Source organism: Ruegeria sp. AI2 (assembly GCF_056541275.1).
Map to the genome: position 1 here is coordinate 36,138 of NZ_JBQFYB010000009.1, position 19,965 is coordinate 56,102.

At 55.8% G+C, this 19,965-nt stretch carries 16 protein-coding genes and 2 pseudogenes; 10 read left to right on the plus strand and 8 right to left on the minus strand.

All coding sequences use genetic code 11. The features are described 5' to 3' along the window. Nucleotides 1-33: 33 nt before the first annotated feature. The 3 genes and pseudogenes from ACR0LL_RS15105 to ACR0LL_RS15115 form a co-directional block, all read right to left on the minus strand. Nucleotides 34-744: pseudogene (locus ACR0LL_RS15105) on the minus strand (IS6 family transposase). A 129-nt stretch (nt 745-873) separates the two neighbouring features. Continuing rightward, nucleotides 874-2,205 (minus strand): GH1 family beta-glucosidase, encoded by a 1,332-nt coding sequence (locus ACR0LL_RS15110; RefSeq protein WP_480588070.1) that lies wholly within the window; start codon nt 2,203-2,205, stop codon nt 874-876. Next, nucleotides 2,205-3,239: a LacI family DNA-binding transcriptional regulator gene (locus ACR0LL_RS15115; protein WP_480588072.1), complete on the minus strand. Its 1,035-nt coding sequence runs from the start codon at nt 3,237-3,239 to the stop codon at nt 2,205-2,207. Before ACR0LL_RS15115 ends, ACR0LL_RS15110 begins: the two co-directional genes overlap by 1 nt. Nucleotides 3,240-3,448: 209 nt before the next feature. Here ACR0LL_RS15115 and ACR0LL_RS15120 point away from each other — a divergent pair, with 209 nt between their 5' ends. The 6 genes and pseudogenes from ACR0LL_RS15120 to ACR0LL_RS15145 all read left to right on the plus strand — a co-directional run. Then, on the plus strand, nt 3,449-4,717 hold the full coding sequence (locus ACR0LL_RS15120) for an ABC transporter substrate-binding protein (protein ID WP_480588074.1): 1,269 nt from the start codon (nt 3,449-3,451) through the stop codon (nt 4,715-4,717). Between the two features lie 66 nt (nt 4,718-4,783). Beyond that, nucleotides 4,784-5,791, plus strand: a complete 1,008-nt coding sequence (locus tag ACR0LL_RS15125) for a carbohydrate ABC transporter permease (protein ID WP_480588076.1) — start codon at nt 4,784-4,786, stop codon at nt 5,789-5,791. A gap of 3 nt (nt 5,792-5,794) precedes the next feature. Next, on the plus strand, nt 5,795-6,943 hold the full coding sequence (locus tag ACR0LL_RS15130) for a carbohydrate ABC transporter permease (protein ID WP_480588078.1): 1,149 nt from the start codon (nt 5,795-5,797) through the stop codon (nt 6,941-6,943). A gap of 9 nt (nt 6,944-6,952) precedes the next feature. After that, nucleotides 6,953-8,608 carry an alpha-amylase family glycosyl hydrolase gene (locus tag ACR0LL_RS15135; RefSeq protein WP_480588080.1) on the plus strand — a complete coding sequence of 552 codons (1,656 nt, stop codon included), beginning with the start codon at nt 6,953-6,955 and terminating at the stop codon, nt 8,606-8,608. A 3-nt stretch (nt 8,609-8,611) separates the two neighbouring features. Then, nucleotides 8,612-9,694 (plus strand): ABC transporter ATP-binding protein, encoded by a 1,083-nt coding sequence (locus ACR0LL_RS15140; RefSeq protein WP_480588082.1) that lies wholly within the window; start codon nt 8,612-8,614, stop codon nt 9,692-9,694. 136 nt (nt 9,695-9,830) lie between these two features. Continuing rightward, nucleotides 9,831-10,217: pseudogene (locus ACR0LL_RS15145) on the plus strand (IS6 family transposase); the annotation flags it as partial. 35 nt (nt 10,218-10,252) lie between these two features. On the opposite strand, the gene ACR0LL_RS15150 reads toward ACR0LL_RS15145, so the two are convergent. The 3 genes from ACR0LL_RS15150 to ACR0LL_RS15160 all read right to left on the minus strand — a co-directional run bounded on the left by ACR0LL_RS15150 (nt 10,253) and on the right by ACR0LL_RS15160 (nt 14,608). After that, nucleotides 10,253-12,280, minus strand: a complete 2,028-nt coding sequence (locus ACR0LL_RS15150) for an oxidoreductase (RefSeq protein ID WP_480588084.1) — start codon at nt 12,278-12,280, stop codon at nt 10,253-10,255. 266 nt (nt 12,281-12,546) lie between these two features. Further along, nucleotides 12,547-13,494 (minus strand): DMT family transporter, encoded by a 948-nt coding sequence (locus ACR0LL_RS15155; protein ID WP_480588086.1) that lies wholly within the window; start codon nt 13,492-13,494, stop codon nt 12,547-12,549. Between the two features lie 163 nt (nt 13,495-13,657). Beyond that, complete coding sequence (locus ACR0LL_RS15160) at nt 13,658-14,608, minus strand: LysR family transcriptional regulator (RefSeq protein ID WP_480588088.1); 951 nt, start codon at nt 14,606-14,608, stop codon at nt 13,658-13,660. 90 nt (nt 14,609-14,698) lie between these two features. Between ACR0LL_RS15160 and ACR0LL_RS15165 the strand changes: the two genes are divergently transcribed. The 4 genes from ACR0LL_RS15165 (at nt 14,699) to ACR0LL_RS15180 (ending at nt 18,616) form a co-directional block, all read left to right on the plus strand. Further along, complete coding sequence (locus tag ACR0LL_RS15165) at nt 14,699-15,535, plus strand: TauD/TfdA dioxygenase family protein (protein WP_480588090.1); 837 nt, start codon at nt 14,699-14,701, stop codon at nt 15,533-15,535. Between the two features lie 19 nt (nt 15,536-15,554). Next, nucleotides 15,555-17,186 carry an arylsulfatase gene (locus tag ACR0LL_RS15170; RefSeq protein WP_480588092.1) on the plus strand — a complete coding sequence of 544 codons (1,632 nt, stop codon included), beginning with the start codon at nt 15,555-15,557 and terminating at the stop codon, nt 17,184-17,186. Between the two features lie 249 nt (nt 17,187-17,435). Then, a complete protein-coding gene (locus ACR0LL_RS15175; RefSeq protein WP_480588094.1) occupies nt 17,436-17,768 on the plus strand; it encodes a YegP family protein in 333 nt (110 codons plus the stop codon). Between the two features lie 614 nt (nt 17,769-18,382). Beyond that, complete coding sequence (locus ACR0LL_RS15180; protein WP_480588096.1) at nt 18,383-18,616, plus strand: hypothetical protein; 234 nt, start codon at nt 18,383-18,385, stop codon at nt 18,614-18,616. Between the two features lie 55 nt (nt 18,617-18,671). On the opposite strand, the gene ACR0LL_RS15185 is transcribed toward ACR0LL_RS15180, so the two are convergent. Together ACR0LL_RS15185 and ACR0LL_RS15190 are read right to left on the minus strand one after the other, a co-directional pair. Further along, nucleotides 18,672-19,418 carry an anti-sigma factor family protein gene (locus tag ACR0LL_RS15185; RefSeq protein WP_480588098.1) on the minus strand — a complete coding sequence of 249 codons (747 nt, stop codon included), beginning with the start codon at nt 19,416-19,418 and terminating at the stop codon, nt 18,672-18,674. Next, nucleotides 19,415-19,960, minus strand: coding sequence for an RNA polymerase sigma factor (locus ACR0LL_RS15190; RefSeq protein ID WP_480588208.1), 546 nt, complete (start codon nt 19,958-19,960; stop codon nt 19,415-19,417). The genes ACR0LL_RS15185 and ACR0LL_RS15190 overlap by 4 nt, the downstream gene beginning before the upstream one ends. Between the last annotated feature and the right edge of the window lie 5 nt (nt 19,961-19,965).

Genomic DNA, 19,965 nt, shown 5'->3' on the forward strand with positions numbered 1-19,965 from the left:
TTTGAGCGTCGAGAATTGAGATTACGCGGCTGGTTATGCGGCCAAGCAGTTGGCGCAATCGTTCCAATGGTCGAAGGCGGCGGCTCTTGTCTTGAGGTATGATGAAGCCGTCAGTTTGTGGCGGCAGGGACGGAACAGATTTGCGGTTTCGTCGTGGACGGCCAGAAATCTCTTTGTCTGGCGGGCTGACTTGAACCGACCCTGTATTCGCTCTCGTTTCCGGGTCGGCCTATGCGATCCTTCGATCCGATTGTTCAACCCCTTATGCGCTCGGTGATCCACGTCCAGCGCAAGCTTTCGCAGCGCCGCACCATAGCTGCGCAGCTTGTCCGTCACGATGACCCGAGGCTTACCCCAGCGAGCCGTCAACCTTGCAATGAATCGCCTTACAGCCCGCGCATTTCGACGTGTCTGTACCAGGATGTCGAGAATTTCGCCGCTACTGTCCACGGCGCGCCAAAGCCAGTGCTTCATACCGCGGATCATGATCACGACTTCATCCAAATGCCATTTATCCGTGGGCTGTGGACCTGTTGCTCTGACACGCTTCGCAACTTGGGTACCGAATTATCTGATCCATGCTCGGATCGTCTCGTAACTCACATTGATACCTTGCTCGGCGAGCAGATCCTCAACGTCGCGCAGGCTGAGCGCAAAGCGATGGTAAGCCCAGACTACGTAGGAAATGATTGAACGCGGGAAGCGGTAGCCCTTTAGGCGTGGCTGGGAAACACAGCTGATCATGGAAGCGCACCACGCAGTTAATGGTGCAAGGTCAATAACTTGACGATGCCGTTTGTCCAACTGGTGGGATATTCAACTCTCCAGCTTCGTCCATACAACTCTAAAAGGAATTTGCGACAGATCCCTCTGTCACGGTAGATTGACGTTGGTGTTGTGTGCAGCAAGCATGTCCTTCCATGCGAAGTAGGACGCTTTCGGGGTTCGCTTCATTGAACTGAAATCCACGTCAACCAGGCCAAAGCGTTTTTCATACCCCAAGGCCCATTCGTAATTGTCCAATAGAGACCAGACAAAGTACCCCTTAACCGGAACCCCTTCGCCCAAGGCGACCTGGACTGCCGACAAGTGTTGACCCAGATAGTCAATACGGTCATCGTCCTGTTGACGCTCGGGGCTGGCCATACCGTTTTCGGTCACGAAGATCGGCAGGTCGCCGGTGTATTCACGTGTTGCTCGGATCAGGAATCTGCTCAGTGCGGTGGGGTCGATTTCCCATCCCATTTGGGTCTTCGGCAGAGGGCCCGGAACGTCAGCGAGACTTGGCCACGCGGTTTCTGCGGGCGCGATAAGTTTGCGGGTGTAGTAGTTCAGTCCGCACCAGTCTACGGGTGCTCCGATGGTATCGAAATCATCTTGCCAGCCCGACGGAAGGTGGGGCTCCAGCCCCTCCAGAACATTCTCGGGATAGGCTTTGTTGAACACGCCGCCCAGAAAGAACCGGTTGTATATTCCGTCATACAGAGCGGCGGCCCGTTGTGCCTCAGCGCTGTCATCGGCGGGTTCGGCCCATTCCAGATTGAATACGCCGCCCAGGTTAGACATGCCCAACCCACGCATCGTCTGAATGGCCTGACCATGGGCCAGCAGAACGTGATGCATAGCGCGCGCCGTGGCTCGAATATCGCGCAGCCCGGGAGCGTGGTGCCCTTCGAAATGGCTCAACCAACTGACACACCACGGTTCATTGATGGGGGCGACGCTGTACATGCGGTCGCCAATCCGTCCCATGATGACCTCGGTGAAATCGGAAAACCAACCGGCAATATCCCGGTTGCGCCAACCGCCCAAGTCCGCCAGGGGCGACGGCAGTTCCCAGTGATACAGCGTCGCGCACGGACGGATGCCACGCTCCAAAAGCGCGTCGGTCAGGCGATCATAAAAATCCAATCCCGCCTGATTAACAGGTCCGCGCCCCTCGGGCATCACGCGCGCCCAGCTGGTTGAGAAGCGATAGCAATCGAATCCCGCGTTGCGCACAAGATCAAGATCCTGTTCAAACCGGTTCAGGTGATCACAGGCCAGATCGCCGTTTTCTCCCCGCACTGCATTTCCGGGTGTCGCAGCAAACGTATCCCAATGTGTCGAACCAGCGCCGCCTTGGGCATGACCTTCGATCTGGTAAGCAGAGGTGGCGACTCCGAAATGGAAGTCTTTAGGGAAATCGCTGCGAGTATGTTTCATTACCAAATCCTGTTGGGTGCTGGGCCGGTTGATTTGCCAACAACCAGTTCCGCCTCAAGCAATCTGGTCTTGACCGGATCGTCAGGCGATTTGATCCTCTCAATCAACATCTCGGCGGCCAGCTCTCCTGCATGCCGCACTGAGGACCGCGTTGCTGTAAAGATGGGCACATCCTGTCCGTTTTTGAGATAAGAGAGATCATCATCATGGGCGATGACCGAGACATCCCGACCTATCCGCAGCCCCGCCTCGTCTAACGCCCGCCGCACACCAATGGCTGAAATCATCGAGGATGCCAAAATAGCGGTTGGCGGATCGTCCAGTTGCAGCATGTCGCGGGTTTCATGATGGCCGTAGACCTCGGTCATCTCGGCGCTGCGCATCAATTGTGGGTCCGGGATCAAGTCGGCCCGTTCCAGCGCTTGAAGGTACCCGGCGCGACGGCGTTGTGCGAAATCCATGTCCTCAAGCCCGTTGATCAGGGCAATTCGGCGATGACCCAGGTCGATCAGGAACTGTGTTGCGCGCCGAAAGGAGCTTTTGTTGTTCACATCGATCCAGTCATACTCTGCATCGATCCCTGTCGAACGACCGTGTACGATAAACGGTACCGCCATCCGGTTTAGCAGATCGATACGGCGTTCGTTGACTTTGGGGCCCTGCAAAACGACGCCATCCACTGCCCCACGTTGAAACAAGCTACGATAGGCCCCTTCGATCGAAGTGTCGTCTGCGGTGGTGAACATCATGTCGTAACCGTTCGCTGAGTATGTTCGCGCAGCGCCGGCAACGAAGTCGCCGAAGATCGGATTCACCATCTCGTGCTGGGACGAACTGGGGATAACGTGCCCGATCACCATAGACTTGCCAGTCGCCAGGCCTTTGGCGCGGCTGTTTGGCCGATAGCCGTGTTTGTTTGCAGCTGCCTGTACACGCACCCTAGTCCCCTCGTTCACCTCTGGATAGCCGTTCAGCGCGCGGCTGACCGTTGTCTGCGAAAGACCGAGAATCTCAGAGAGCTGCTTTAGGTTCATTGCGTTCAAAGCGCCTTCAAATAGATGCGTACTTGTTTTGTTGTGATTTTTTGTTTCCGTCAACCCGTTTTGATTAAGAGGTTAAAAACGTTAAAATTAAGGGGCAGAAAACCATATGTTGACAGAAACTGATTGCCAGCAGATAAAGTGAGGCATCCAAAGCGCTTTGAAAACTTGCAATGCGCAGATATTATTGGGAGGAGAATTTCATGAAACACGAGCTTTATGCAGGTGTGGCCACATTCGCCTTGGTGGCGGGAGCGGCTCAGGCTGATAAAGTTACCGTGTTCGGGCCATGGTTGGGCCCGGACCAGGAAAACGTCGAAGTGGTTCTGGATGGTTTCGCGGCCGCGACTGGCCACGAATACGCGTATGTTGGTTCAGATAGTTTCGAGCAGCAGATCAGGATTGATGCAGAGGCAGGCTCAGCGCCGAATATAGCTGTTTTTCCGCAGCCTGGTCTGGCGGCGGATATGGCCAAGTCGGGTTTTCTGACGCCGCTGGGTGATGGCACCGCTGATTGGGTTCGTGACAATTACGCAGCTGGTCAATCCTGGGTCGATCTGGGAACATTTTCGGGGCCTGAAGGGCGGGATCAACTTTATGGGCTTTTTTACAAGGTAGATGTGAAATCCCTTGTATGGTACGTGCCTGAGAATTTCGAGGATGCCGGTTACGAAGTTCCGACCACGATGGAGGAGCTGAAAGTATTGACCGATCAGATCGTTGCAGACGGAGAGACGCCGTGGTGCATCGGTCTGGGTTCAGGTGGTGCGACCGGTTGGCCAGCGACCGATTGGGTCGAAGACATGATGCTGCGCACTCAATCACCCGAGGACTATGACGCCTGGGTGTCCAATGAAATAAAGTTTAATGACCCTAAAGTGGTCGCTGCAATTGAAGAATTCGGCGCGTTTGCACGCAATAACGACTATGTTGCGGGTGGGGCAGGTACGGTCGCAACGACCGATTTCCGTGACAGCCCAAAAGGCATGTTCAGTTCGCCACCACAGTGTTACATGCACCGTCAGGCGTCGTTCATCCCGGCATTCTTTCCTGAGGGCACGGTTGTCGGTGAAGATGCTGATTTCTTCTACTTCCCCGCATATGAAGGCAAGGATCTGGGTAGCCCGGTTCTTGGTGCCGGCACGCTATGGGCAATCACCAATGACAGCCCGGCTGCACATGATCTGATCGCCTATCTGCAGACCCCCGAAGCTCATGAGACATGGATGGCCCTGACCGGCTTCCTGACGCCGCACAAAGGCGTTGATACCTCCGTGTTCTCGGATCCGACGCTCAAGAAGATGAACGACATTCTTCTGGGCGCGACCACCTTCCGGTTTGATGGTTCGGACCTGATGCCGGGCGGCGTAGGGGCCGGCACATTTTGGACCGGTATGGTTGACTATGCTGGTGGAAAGCCCGCTCAGGAAGTTGCTGACGAGATCCAATCTTCCTGGGATGCGCTGGATTAAGCGCGTTAAAACCCGGGCGGTCTGCGCGTCAGGCCGCCCCTTTTCCCCTTCGCAACGGAGAGCGTGATGCATCCGGCAATTCAGGGCCTGCTGACCATCGCCATAGGCGTGTCGGGCTGTGTGGGCTATTTCTTTCTGTCCAATCAGTTTCTGGACAAGGTTCTGTTCCCTGCGCGCGGGCCGAATGCCGGCCGCAACATCAACCGCGCGAACATGATCCGGCCTTGGCTGTTTTTGCTTCCGGCGCTTGTAGCGATTGGCCTGTATCTGGCCTATCCGGTAGTTGAGACGTTGCGCCTGTCGCTCACAGATCGCATCGCCGGTGGTGGGTATAAGTGGGTTGGTCTCGATAACTACGTCCAGATGGTGGCAGAACCGAAATTCTGGGAAGCCATGCGCAACAATTTGTCCTGGCTGATCGTGGTCCCGGCAATGTCAACTGCATTTGGTCTGTTGGCAGCTCAGCTAACTGATCGGATCCGCTGGGGTAACATCGCAAAAGCCCTGATTTTCATGCCGATGGCAATCTCTTTCGTCGGGGCTTCGGTCATCTGGAAACTGATCTACGATGCGCGTCCGGCCGAGCAAGACCAGATCGGGATTCTGAATGCGCTTTATCTGTTCTTTGGCGGGGCCGAGCCGCAAACCTGGCTAACCATTCCGTTCTGGAACAATTTCTTCCTTATGGGGATTCTGATCTGGATTCAGACAGGCTTTGCCATGGTGATACTGTCCGCCGCTTTGCGCGGCATCCCCGAAGAAACCGTCGAGGCGGCGGTTTTGGATGGGGCGAATCCCTTCCAGATATTCTTTAAAATCAAGGTGCCTCAAATCTGGAACACAATTTTGGTTGTTTGGACAACCATCACCATTCTGGTCCTGAAGGTCTTCGACATCGTTTTCGCGATGACCAATGGCCAGTGGGAGACACAGGTTCTGGCCAACTACATGTACGACAAGATGTTCCGCGCCAATGATTGGGGCGTGGGTTCGGCATCGGCCATGGTGATCATGTTGCTGGTGACGCCGATCTTGGTCTGGAACATCCGCAACGCACGCCGGGAAATGGAGTAGGGGATGAGCAATATTGCAGGAACCAAACCCGTCCTTAGATGGATTGTCCAGGCCTCAGTCCTCTTTCTCGTGGTGCTTTGGGTAATACCGACACTGGGATTGTTGATCTCATCCTTTCGCACTGCTGACCAGATCGCGACCAGCGGTTGGTGGAAATCCCTGTTCCCGTCCGAACAAAACCTCACACTACGCACGGCCGCGCCCGATACGCAAATTCTGGAAAACGGGATGTATGTGATTGAAGGGAACCTGTTCGACGAAGGGCAGAAGGCTAGGATCTCAAGGTGGGGTGTCAGCTCCCGCGCGGTGGATGCGTTTGAACCCAGTCAGACAGCGGAATTGCGACGTGGCGGGACTATCACCGTCGATGCAAACGGGAACTACAAAGCGGAAAATGAAGAGGAGTTTACTGGCAGCCGCGGCCCGCGTGTTTTCGTAAGTGCAGAACTTCCACCCGAGTTCACGTTGGACAATTACCACAAGGTTCTCTTGGCCGAGGACAGCACCGACAGTATGGGTCGGGCGTTCTTTAATACTCTCACAGTGACCATTCCTGCCACGATCATCCCAATCCTGGTTGCGGCGTTCGCCGCTTATGCGTTGGCGTGGATGGAGTTCCCGGGCCGCGCGTTGCTGATAGCAGCTATTGTCGGGCTTTTGGTTGTTCCGCTTCAGCTCGCACTGATCCCCTTGCTGAAATTCCATCTTAATATTGGGATCGGCAAAGGGTATCTGGGTGTCTGGATGGCCCACACTGGCTTTGGAATGCCGCTGGCGATTTACCTTCTTCGCAGCTACATGGCCGGACTGCCACGTGATTTGATCGAGAACGCGCGGGTCGACGGGGCGTCTGAGTTCCAGATCTTTACGAAACTGATCCTTCCGCTCAGCTTCCCTGCGCTGGCGTCTTTCGCGATCCTGCAATTCCTGTGGACCTGGAACGACCTTCTGGTGGCCAAAGTCTTCCTGATTGATGCATCAGGTCAAACCACCGTCATGACCAATCGAATTGTCGAACTACTGGGTACAAGAGGGGGCAACTGGGAAATCCTCGCTACCGCTGCGTTTGTTTCGATCATCGTTCCACTAGTTGTTTTCTTTGCAATGCAAAAATACCTGGTCCGTGGTCTGCTGGCCGGATCCGTCAAATAGAGGCGTCTGATGAACGTGCAGAACACTGTAGAACTTTCCAAATCAACCAAAGCAAAATCAGAGTGGTGGCGCGGTGGCGTGATCTATCAGATCTATCCGCGCAGCTTTCAGGACAGCAATGGTGATGGGATCGGTGACCTGAAAGGGATCACCCAACGTCTGGATTATATTGCGGATCTGGGGGTCGATGCGATCTGGATCTCACCCTTCTTCAAATCTCCGATGAAGGATTTCGGCTACGACGTCAGCGACTACCGCGACGTGGATCCTATGTTCGGCTCGTTGGAAGATTTCCGCGAGTTACTTGATCAGGCCCATGACAAGGGTCTGAAAGTGATGATCGATTTGGTGCTGTCACACACATCTGATCAGCACCCTTGGTTTGGTGAGAGCCGCGCCAATCGGGACAACCCGAAATCCGACTGGTATGTTTGGGCCGACCCTAAACCGGACGGCACACCGCCCAATAACTGGTTGTCTATCTTTGGCGGTTCAGCGTGGCAGTGGGAGCCTCGTCGCCTGCAATATTTTCTGCATAACTTTCTGAGTTCGCAGCCAGACCTGAACTTTCACTGTAACGAAGTGCAAAACGCACTGCTGGATGTGGCTCGGTTCTGGCTGGACATGGGCGTGGATGGTTTTCGCCTGGACACGATCAACTTCTATTTCCATGACAAACATCTGCGGGACAATCCGGCCCTTCCGGTCGAAGAGCGTAATGCATCAATTGCGCCTGCGGTGAACCCCTATAACCACCAGGATCACCTTTATTCCAAAAGTCAGCCCGAGAATATCGCCTTCCTCGAAAGGTTGCGCGCGCTGACCGACGAATATGAAGGCCGTGCCTGTTTGGGTGAAGTCGGTGATGCACAGCGCGGGCTGGAAATCATTGGTCAGTACACCTCGGGCGATCAACGAATGCATATGTGCTATGCCTTCGAGTTTCTGGAAAAGCGTGCGTTGACCGCGCCTTATGCAAAGCAGGTCTTTGATCAGCTCGAAGAAAAGGCAGGCGACGCATGGCCATGCTGGGCGTTCTCGAACCATGATGTTGAACGTCATGCCTCGCGCTGGGACCTAAACGATGCGGCCATTCGCCAGCACGCGGTTCTGATGATGTGTCTGCGCGGCTCTGCCTGTTTGTATCAGGGAGAGGAACTGGGCTTGCACGAGGCAGATGTTCCGTTCGAGAAACTGCAAGACCCCTATGGCATCGAGTTCTGGCCCGAGTTCAAGGGTCGCGACGGATGTCGCACGCCAATGGTTTGGGCGACGCAGGACGAACATTCAGGCTTTAGCACCGGTGAGCCGTGGTTGCCGGTTAGTACGGCCCAAACGGAAAGAGCCGTTGACCGGCTCGAGGCGAACGACCAATCGATGCTGCACCATTATCGCCGCGCAATCGCCTTGCGCCGCGTCCACCCAGCACTAACTTCGGGTGCGCAGTCCAACATGAAACAGATTGGACCTGTGCTGACATTCCAGCGTGAGGATGCGTCTGAAGCGGTGTTTTGTGCTTTCAACCTTGGAACGGAAGCTCAGCGGGTCGACTTGCCCTTGGGCGATTGGCGGGTCATCGGGCAGGAACTCAGCGGTAGCGACGGTGCAGGAAGCGTTACGCTGCACCCCGCACAGTTTTGTCTGATGGCTAAGGTCAAGGGGTAAACCATGTCAGAACTCAAACTTACGGATGTCGCGAAATCCTATGGTCCAATCGATGTTCTGAAGCATATCGATCTGGACATCGAAAAGGGCGAGTTAATCGTCTTTGTCGGTCCATCGGGTTGCGGAAAATCAACCTTGTTGCGAATGATTGCCGGGCTGGAAAAGATCACCGGCGGAACCTTGGAGATCGAAGGGCAGGTTATGAATGATGTGCCGCCCGCCCAAAGGGGCATTGCCATGGTGTTTCAGTCCTATGCGCTCTACCCACATTTGACCGTGCGCGAGAACATGGCATTTGCACTGAAGATCGCCAAGATGCCTGCTGCCGAGATCGATGCCGCCGTTGAACGCGCGGCCCAGACCCTTCAACTGGATCCGCTCTTGGATCGCCTGCCCAAGGCTCTGTCAGGAGGGCAACGCCAGCGTGTCGCTATCGGGCGCGCCATCGTGAGAGACCCCAAGGTCTATTTGTTCGACGAACCGCTTTCGAACCTCGATGCTGCGCTGCGCGTTGCAACCCGGATCGAGATTGCGCGCCTGAAAGAGGCGATGCCCGAAAGCACAATGATCTACGTGACCCACGATCAGGTTGAGGCGATGACGCTGGCCAGCCGGATCGTCGTTCTCGCCAACAAAGGCATCGCGCAGGTTGGTACGCCACTGGAGCTGTACGAAACGCCGGATAACGAGTTTGTGGCGCAGTTCATCGGATCACCCTCCATGAATCTGCTGTCTGGCGAAATTTCCAAAACCGGAGATCTGACCGAAGTCACACTCGATGCGGGCGGAAAAGCCGTTTCATCCATTTCGACCACGCCCGAACAAATGGGTTTGAAGGTCAATATCGGGGTACGGCCTGAGGATTTTGTTGCCGACGACGCCGCTGGGTTTCTGGACGGCACTGTCGATTTTGTCGAAGCCCTGGGTGAAGTGACCTTGCTGTATTTTGCCAGCAGGCCGGGGGCTGAGAATATCGTCGCCAAGTTTCCTGGCGTTGAACGAAACCGACGTGGGAAAGCTGTCAAATTGAATGCGGACCCGAGCAAAGTGCATCTGTTTCTCAATGGTTTGTCGATGCGGAAATGATGAGTGTTCTATCCCATCTGAGTTGAGGATATCTGTCAAAAATTCCTTTTAGAGCTGTATGGACGAAGCTGGAGGGTGTTGTCACGTTAACCCTAGATCGGTTGCTCATGTCTGGATTTAGACATAGATCGCATCGATGAACTCATCATCCATAAGCTACAAGCGTCATCGACTTCCTCCTCAGATCATTGCCCACTCTGTGTGGCTGTATTTCCGCTTCAATTTGAGCCTTCGCGAAGTCGAAGAGATGCTGCTAGCGCGCGGGATCGGCGTTTCTTACGAGACTGTCCGGCGTTGGGTGATCAAGTTCGGACCGATGATGGCTCGAAACTTGCGACCAAGTCAGGACCGTCCTGGTGATGTCTGGCATCTCGATGAAGTTGTCGTGAAAATCGCTGGTCGCAGGTATTGGCTTTGGCGCGCGGTCGATCTGCATGGCATCGTGCTGGACGAAATACTCCAACCGAAGCGGGACAAACGGGCCGCAAAACGGTTGTTGCGCCGCCTGATAAAGCGTCTTGGCTTCCTCCATTGGTCAGCAAAGAAGTGAAATTTCTTTCAGACAGTTACACATATCCGCAATGCATCGAGAATTGCGGCGTGTATATTTCGGCTTGTAACTGCGTCGCCAATTCGGGCCAAATGGAAATGGCCGCTTAGATTGGTGTCAACGAATGGAAATGTCCCACCAATAAGCGCCTTGTGTTCAACCTGCCCGTGGTTCCGTGAGCTTGGTTTGAGATCGTGAAAAAGTCCGTCCATCGGGGACAGGCCATGTTCTACGACTACGTGATCAACAAGACGTTCAGTGACATTCCCCGTTAACACATGACGAAAGCTGGCGCGAACTCGATCACCTTCGTGTACCAGGGAGGTGAGCTCCTGCAGGCAGGTGAAGGTAACTCCATTGGCAGCCAGATCGCGTAAGGCGACGGCAGAGGTCGTTGGGCCAAGGTCATGCAGAAGTGCCCGGTCCGGGGTTACAAGATTTACACTGCAACCATTGCCTGCCAGCGCGTCGGCAGTTACAGCCGCAGGGTGGTCGCCGACTTCATCGAACAACAGCACCTCGCCCGAGACACGTGCCTCTCCCGACAACACGTCCCAACTGGAAATTGCCAGGTCGCCGCCGGGGATAACTGTGGTTTCGGGCCAGCCGCCTGTTGCAACGATCACCAAATCGGGGGCTTCGGATATCACGTCATCGGCTTCGGCATAGGTGTTCAAGCGGATATCGATCCCAAGCAAAGTCACTTCGGAAATCAACCAGTCAGCTACGCCCCAGACCTGTCTGCGCGTTTTCCCTTTAGAGGCCAGAACCAACTGCCCGCCCAGCCGATCCGACGCCTCGAACAGCACGACTTCGTGACCGCGCAGGGCGCAGACCCGTGCGGCCTCCAGTCCGCCGGGTCCGCCGCCGACGACAACAACTTTCTTTCGGGTGTCGCTGTAGGCGATGATATGAGGCAAGGTCTGCTCACGCCCCGTGGCGGCATTATGTCCGCAAACGGCAGGTTTGCCCTGATTGACCCGATCCACGCAGTAGCCCAAGCCGACACAGGGGCGGATGCGTTCTTCTTGCCTCCGCGCGAGTTTTTCAACCAGATAGGGATCTGCCATCTGTGCGCGGGTCATGCCCACCAGATCGACATGGCCGCCGGAGACCGCGTGGCGGGCCGTGGCAATATCCGCAATTCCTCCTGCGTGCAGGATAGGCAAATCGACGGCATCACGGATGCGCCCGGCCACGGTGATATGCGGTGCCGCCGGCAGGCCCATGGGGCGCACCCATTCAGCCAAACCCAGATCATCATAGGGCGCGCCGGCGAGGATGTTGAGCAGGTCGACATCGCTGGATTTTTCCAGCATCCGGGCGGCGGCAACGCAATCTTCGGCGCTCAGCCCACCTTCTTTCAGTTCATCGCCGGTGATGCGCATCGACAGGATGAAATCAGCGCCGACTTCGGCGCGCACGGCGTCGAGCACCTGCAAGGTCAGGCGCATGCGGTTCTCCAGCGTTCCACCATAGTCATCGTCGCGCTTGTTTGTCAGCGGGGACAGGAATTGCCCCAGAAGATGTGAGTGGGACAGGAGCTCGATCCCGTCGAATCCTCCCTGCTGACAGCGACGCGCAGCGGCTGCGAAATCGTCAATCACGCGGTTGATGTCTTCTTGTTCCATGGCCTTGGGAAAGGTACGATGTGCACGTTCGCGGATACTGGACGGAGCTATGACAGGCAGCCAATGGCCATCATCCCATGCAGTGCGGCGCCCCATATGAGTGATCTGACACATGATCGCGGCACCATGTTCGTGAACGCCATCCGTTAGTTTCCGAAACCATGGAATGACGCTGTCATCACCGGCATAAAGCTGGCCGAACACCGATGGGCTATCAGGGGCGATATTGGTCGACCCACCGACCATGGTCAGGGCAACCCCGCCCTTTGCCTTTTCCTCGTGATACAACCTGTAGCGGTCCCGGGGATGGCCATCTTCGACAAAATTCGGCGCATGGGACGTGCTGACGATGCGGTTGCGCAAAGTCAGGTGTTTCAATTGAAACGGATCGAGTAGGTGCGCCACTTTCGTGCCCCTTCGGCCAAATCTGCTGTTTGAAAACTGTCCAGGGTCGGCTCCGCTGGTCAGTTTCAACACCTGATGAGTTTGGTTGTCGAAAGCACTTTACTTGGGAAGCTATGCGTAAGAATTCACTGCTTCCGACATTGCTGTATGAAAAGGCGACCCGACCAGGAAATCCAATGGTGGAACACCCTTTGAGCAGAGAAGGGAACCTGGCAGGGGCCGCTCGATCCATCAAGGTCTGCACAAGGTTGCAATCACGTGCAATCTTAGATTGGAGGTGCTGCGCGCGCTGTGATCAACTGTCTGGCAGTAACTCTTTCGCGATGTATCATGTACAGACCTGCACCGATGATGATGGCAATGCCAAGCAGGCTAAGCCTGTTCGGAAAGTCATTGAAGACAAGGTAGCCAAACAAGGTTGCTACCGGCAGCTCAAAATACTGCAAAGGAGCCAATGTGGCAGACGGGGCAAACGAAAGCGCATAAGTCATCATCATGTGGCTTACCGTCGCAAAAAAACCGGTCCCAAGAAGCCACAACAGCGCAATGTCTTTCGGCCAAACGGGATCGAAAAGTTCGGAGCCAGAACCTTGTGCAACCAATAAGATTGGAATGCAAAACAGACTGGCAACCAGGCCAGTGTGAAATTGCAGAGCCACCGGGTGCATCCGTCGCGACAAGCCCCGCGTCACAAGAATGTAGAAAGCGAAAGCAACAGCCGTACCGAGAGGAATAATTGCCACTGCGCCGAAAGCCGCGAAACTGGGTTGGATGACGAACAATACGCCGACAAACCCCACAAGAGCTGCCCCGACGCGACGAGGACCGACATCTTCACCAAGGTAAAACTTGCCGACCAGCAAGACAATGAACGGTGCCACAAACACGATGGCGAGGGCATCAGCAAGCGGCATCACTCGGATAGCCGTAATGAAACAAAAAGTCGCGAACAGCAAAAGTATTGAGCGGAATACAAGTACCATCAATTCACCGCTCGCGACACGCAATGACAGTCCCATTTTCCAGACAAACGGTCCCATCAACGCACATTGCAATAAAAAGCGAGCGGCCGTTATCTGCCCAACTGGCACACTGGCCGATGCGAGCTTGGCAGCTACATCTAGCAAGGGAGCAGTCAGGCAAAATCCAAGCATCAGTGCAACGCCCGCAAGGGTGCGATCCGTAGATTGAGGTGTGGAATCAGCTGAGGTCATTCCATCATGAAGGCCTGTCGCCAAATGCGTGTCTGTTCTCAATGCGACGCCAGGCAAAAGTCCCGATATTCCCGAGCTCGGGCAGAGTCGGAGTTTGCTCATGCAGCGAACCGCAGGTTCCATGACCCGCACGGCAGCATCAACTGCCTTGTTTCAGGATTCGCTAACGAGATGTACTGGCTTTTTCATTCAACGGTTTACCTGCAAGGCTAGGCACAGAGATCGGCGACCTGCAAATCTCTAGAAACCGGTCAATCAACGCTGTCTGCACTGCTTGGCGAGAGCGGGCAATCACCACCCTGTAGTGTCCGATGCTTTTCTCGAGCGGTCGCGCAACGATGGGGTCGCCTTCAATCGTGCGATCCTGCTTGGGCGGGAAGCCTGCCAGGGTGAAGCCGAACCCCTTGCCGACGTAGGCCTGAACAAGCTCGCGTGATTGGGATTGGAATGGCACTTCGGGGTGAACGCCTGCGGCCTGCAGCAGTTGAAGATAGCTAGGGCCGGGCCCGGCTGGTGATACAGCGATATAGGGCAGTCCGATCAGGTCGGACAGGCTGATCCGGGCTTTTGCTGCCAAAGGGTGTTCGCCTGACAGCAGAACCAGGGGCGGCAGCTCCAGCAGCACTTCTGCCTCATGCCGCTTGAGATCGAACCCCTGGTCAAAGACCACCAGCGCATCCACTTCGCCACTGTCCAGTGCGTCCACCAAGGTCGGATAATCCGCTTCCTTCACCTCGACACGAACGTCTGGGTAGCTTTCGCGGAAGGCAAGCACCGCAGGCAGGACGATCCGCTGTGCCAGTGCGTGATGAGTGCCGATGTGGATCCTGCCAGTGCGTCCTGACGCCAGGTTCTCGGCCTGCCTGTCCAGCGCCGCGGCCTGCGCCAGCAGCGCCTCAGCCTGGGCAAAAAATTCCTTTCCCGCAGGCGTCAGCCGCATGCCTTGCGCCGGAAAGCGGTCGAACAGGGTCAGGCCGGTGGTCGCCTCCAGTTTGTCCACCGCTGAGGCAATCGCGGCGGGAGAAACATTCAGTTGCCGGGCGGCCTGGGCAATACCGCCCCGCCGGGCGGTTTCTGACAGGTAGGCGAGTTGGCGAAGGGTAAAATTAATCATCAAAAAAACAGACGTTTGAGGTGTATTAAATCAGTTTTACCGACCTTTTGGCAAGCCCTATGCTGCTTTTTGGACAAACAGGAGACTCACATGGAGATTCTTCCACTGACGGGGGGGCTGGGTGCCGAAATTCTGGGTGCGGATGTCCGCAGCGATGCAGATTTTGACGCCATTGAGTGCGCTTTTGCCAAATACTCGGTGATTGTGCTGAGGGGGCAGGATGTGGGTCCGGAAGATCACCTGGCCTTTGCCCGCCGTTTCGGGCCGGTCAACGTGAACCGGTTCTTCAAGCCGGTCAAAGGGCACCCCGAGATCGCCATGGTGCTAAAAGAGAAGGACCAGAAAGAAGCCGTTGGAGAAGGTTGGCATACCGATCATTCCTATGATCAGGAACCGGCGATGGGCTCAATTTTGCATGCGATCGAAATGCCGCCTTACGGCGGCGATACGCTGTTTGTCTCTATGGGGGCCGCCTACGAGGCGCTCTCGGCCCCGATGCGCCGGTTTCTCGGCGAGCTGACGGCCGTGCATTCCTCGCGGCATGTGTTCGGCGCTGCCGTAATGGATAGCGAGGCAGTAAAGTCAGGACGTCTGGGCAATGCAGAGGCCGCAACCCAGGACGCCCGGCATCCGGTTGTTATCACGCATCCCCTGAGCCGACGGCGTAGCCTTTTTGTGAACCCAGTCTTCACCACCCGTATCGAGGGTTTGGCCCCGGCTGAGTCCGAGGCGCTTCTGGCCATGCTCTATGCCCATTGCCAGCAACCCGAATTTCAATGCCGTGTGCGCTGGCAGGCCGGTGACATCACCATGTGGGACAACCGCGCCACCTGGCATAAGGCGATCAATGATTATCACGGCTTCCGCCGCCTGATGCATCGTGTCACTGTTGAGGGCGTGCCCCTCGCGCCCGCTGCTGCGGCCTGACCTTAGCGAAAGTATCGCAATGTCCCACCTCAACTCACAGGCAGCAACCAGCCGGCCCAATGTCATCCTGATCCTTGCGGACGACATGGGATTTGCCGATCTCGGCTGCACCGGTTCTGAAATCCAGACCCCCAACATCGACGCCCTTACGCGGGGCGGCGTTATGCTGTCGGCGATGTACAACTGCGCCCGCTGCTGCCCCACCCGTGCTTCGCTTCTGACCGGGCTTTATCCGCATAATGCAGGCGTTGGCCACATGGGCGCCAATCTGGGCACCCCTGCCTATCAGGGCTTCCTGCGCAATGACAGTGCCACGATTGCCGAGCATCTGCGCGCCAGCGGTTATGCCACGCTGATGTCGGGGAAATGGCATGTGGCGGGCGATTTTGAAGCCCGCAAGGTGGACAGTTGGCGGGTTGGCGACGTCGAACACCCAACCCCGCGCCAACGCGGCTTTGACCGGTTTTACGGGATCATGGATGGGGCCACACATTTCTTTTCGCCGCATTACATGCTGGAGGATGACAGTCGGGTCGAAACCTTCCCCGATGACTTCTACTTCACCGACGCCATCACCCAAAAGGCTATCGGTATGATCAAAGGCGCTGTGACGGATGAAAAACCCTTCTTCCTTTACCTAGCCCACACAGCGCCGCACTGGCCGTTGCACGCCCACCCTGAGGACATCGCAAAATACGATGGGGTCTATTCAAAAGGCTGGGACCAAATTCGCACCGCGCGCCATGAAACCATGAACGGTCAGGGTGTGTTCCTGCGCGGTTGGGACATCTCGCCCCGCGACAGCACTGTACATGGTTGGGAGCAGGAACAGAACCGGGACTGGGAGGCCAGCAAGATGGCCACCTACGCGGCGATGGTTGACCGCATGGATCAGTCGATCGGCACGCTGGTTGCGGCCCTGAAACGGCTCGGTCAGTTCGACAACACGCTGATCCTGTTCCTGTCAGACAACGGCGGCTGCGCCGAGTTCATGGCCGAGGACGGCTGGGCCAAGTTCTATCCCGACCGCACCCATGACGGCAGACAGATCACCATGGGCAATGTGACCGGTCTGCGCCCCGGCGATGCCCAAACCTTCCAGAGCTATGACAAACCGTGGGCCAATGTCTCCAATGCGCCGTTCCGGCTTTACAAGCATTATGTCCACGAGGGCGGTATCTCCACCCCACTGGTGGCCCATTGGCCAAATGGGTTCGAACCGCGCGGCACGGCTCATGCAGCCTGCCATGTGGTCGATATTCTGCCGACCATCCTGGAAGCCACCGGAGGCGCCTATCAGACAGAGGTGGGCGGTCATGATATCCAACCGTTGCAAGGGGAATCTCTGCTAGGTCTAATGAAGGGCAAGGACTGGCAGCGCGAGCAGCCTATCTTCTGGGAGCACGAGGGCAATGCCGCCATCCGGTTGGGCCAGTTCAAGCTGGTTCGACTGCACGATCGCCCCTGGGAGCTTTACGACATCGAGGCCGACCGTACCGAGCTGACCGACCTAGCGGACCGCAACGCCGCCCTTGAGAAAGACATGATCCATCAATACCAGGCTTGGGCGGAAACCGTCGGTGTGATGGACTGGAACGAAGCGTTGCCGAAACTGCTGGCGGCGTGGGGGATGGAGAACGCGGATGGCTGAAGCTGATCGCTAGGTGGCTGCTGAGGTCCCTTGGTAAAGGACGGGTTTGCTCGCATCCTGCCAGTTCAGGCGAGGTGTAACGAATGGAACCGAAGCCAGCATCAGATTATCCATTTCGATCTTACCTGTGACTTTGGGGGTATCTTGCTCTGGGTAGATTGCTCGCCTCATCTTTTTTCTTGAGACGAATGTGTAATTATAGGAATGTATTTGAAAAAATCGAAAGTAGAACAGAGGAGTAGGCGTCAAATGGCCGGGAAGTTCGAGATATATAAAGACAAGGCTGGTGAATTTCGGTTTCGTCTGAAAGCCGGGAATGGTGAAGTCATTCTGGCCAGTGAAGGATATGTTCAAAAGGCGAGTGCCACGAACGGGATCGAGTCAGTCAAAAAGAACGCGCCGGATGACGGCCGGTACGAGCGAAAGGAAACCAAGTCCGGCGGTCATATGTTCAACTTGAAGGCCAGCAACGGTCAGGTGATCGGCACCAGCGAGAGCTATACCAGCACTTCAGGGCGGGATAACGGGATCGAATCCGTCAAACGGAACGCACCTAACGCACGTGTCGACGATCTAACGTGACCTGACACGGTAACTCTTACCACTTCCATTTGTGTAAACTGCGAAGGCAAGATGCATGGAGGCATCTCGCACAAAGGCTTGAACATCCAAGCCGAAAGCACTCATCAATCAACCCGTAGGCGCGAGCGCGTTGTGAAGCGTTTCGTCTCGATTCTGTTTCAAATCCGTGCCTAACGAACAAAACTGGCGTTTTAGCGACAGAGGAATCAGACCCATGCTGGCAATCAAATCCTTTGCTTCAACCGCATTTGCCCTGACGACCATTAAACTGGAAAACATGATCCACTAAGGGCAGATCTCCCCTGGACTCCGTCCATTTCAGCAGTTCGCCCAACTGGCAGGCCAATCGAGTCGCCATCTCCACTGATGCCGTCGCTATTTAGACCGTAGTAGAATCGTCAACTTTGGTTCCGCGCGGGTGGGTTTGTCACAGGTAAATTGGGTTTGCTCGCTAGATCCCCAAGGCTAAAAATCCGGGAGGGAGTGCGAGACGGAGGTAAAGCGGTGACCCAACAGAACTGGAGCCAGCCATTCTCGACCGGCTCAAGTCCGCAGGAAGTAATCTGACTATACTAGACGGATTCCAACTGTTTTCACCGGGCGCTTACGGTGAGATGTTTTTGATCTTCCGTTCGGGCATCGTCCGGGTGGAACAAACCAGCCCGTCGGGACGCACCGTTGCTCTTTATCGGGTTTCAGAGCAGCGAACCATCGTCAACGGGCTATATGACAAGATCGAACGGTACCGGCGGTACAACGAGTCAACCGATCAATCGGTTGATTACCTCGGGGCCGGGCCGCAGGCAGGAAACTTGCTGTACCCGATGTTGCTGGATGATCTGCCATAACCCCAAAGGTGTTGTCGCAAATCTTCTGCGCGAGCCAAGCCGTCGAAAGCGGTTTCTAGATCATTTGACCATGCGCCAAGCGGGCGATGTGTTCCATCGGGTCGCGCTGCTGGTCCCCGACCAAGGTATACTGCCAGGGTCCGTCCTGCCAGAAGACGACAAGATACCCGTCCTCTTGTCGAAACCGGAATGATTGGGTTTGAGTTGTGTCGCCATGCGTGGCCATCAAACTCAACCGATCACCCTCTGCATTCTCATACATAAATAAAGCTGAGGCATGGTCGCCTGCAGGCAGAAGGCGTCCTCCAATCAGGGTAAACCCGGTTTCCCCAAGTTGTGGCGCGATAATGGCAGAGCCCAGACGATTGGAGAGCCAGGTTTGCAAGTGATCTTTTTCCGTAGCGGCGACTTCCACAGGGTGAAGAACTTCAACGGCGAACAAAGAATGCGCCGCTTTTGCGTGTTGCGAAAACAATGCCAGATCGTCGGTTGCTCGGCTCTCCCAAGGTTGCAAATAAGACCCCAAACCAAAACCAACGGCAAAAACCGCGACCGAAGCAACCAGCCTCAAAGAGACTGGCGAGGGCGGCTTGGCCTGTTTCCGCAGACTTCGAAGATGTGCCGCAGAAGGAACAGGGACCGCCTTGTTTATCAGGTCTGATTGACGCTGAAACGCACGGATGCGCGCTGCATCGTCCGGGTGATGTTCAAGGTGACGGTCAAGGCGTTCGCTTTCTTCCGGTGACAATTCACCGTCTATGCTACGCTGAACCAGGTCTTCTATGGATGGGGTGTGCGTCATTTCACGCTCCTGATCTTCACGGCGGCTGAAGCGTCCATTTCAGATTTGATTTTAGTGCGGGCGCGCGAGATCCGCGACATCAGCGTACCCTTTGGAATGGACAAAGTTGTGGCCGCTTCGTCATAGCTTAACCCACCAATCACAACAGAAAGAAGGGCTTCTCGCTGATCTTGAGGAACAGAATCCAGCGCTTTCCAGACGGCCTTGAGTTCCAACCATTCTTCGACCGTGCTTGTCGTTGCTGCCAGCGTCGAAATGTTGTCTAGATCGACAGTGTTGAATCTGGCCTCTCGACGCCACCTGTCCCGGTAGAGGTTCAACAATATTTTAGTGAGCCATGGTTTCAACGGCCGCCCCGGAAGCCAAAGCAATCGTTTGCGCAGGGCGCGTTCAACACAATCCTGCACCAGATCATCCGCCGCATCCCGATCACGGGTTAGCGACCAGGCATAACGCCAAAGTTCGGGGAGGCAGTTTTCAAGCTGGTTTTCAAATGACTGAAGCATGTACGCAAGCCGGGAGAGGAAACCTTCCCCCGGCACCAAGG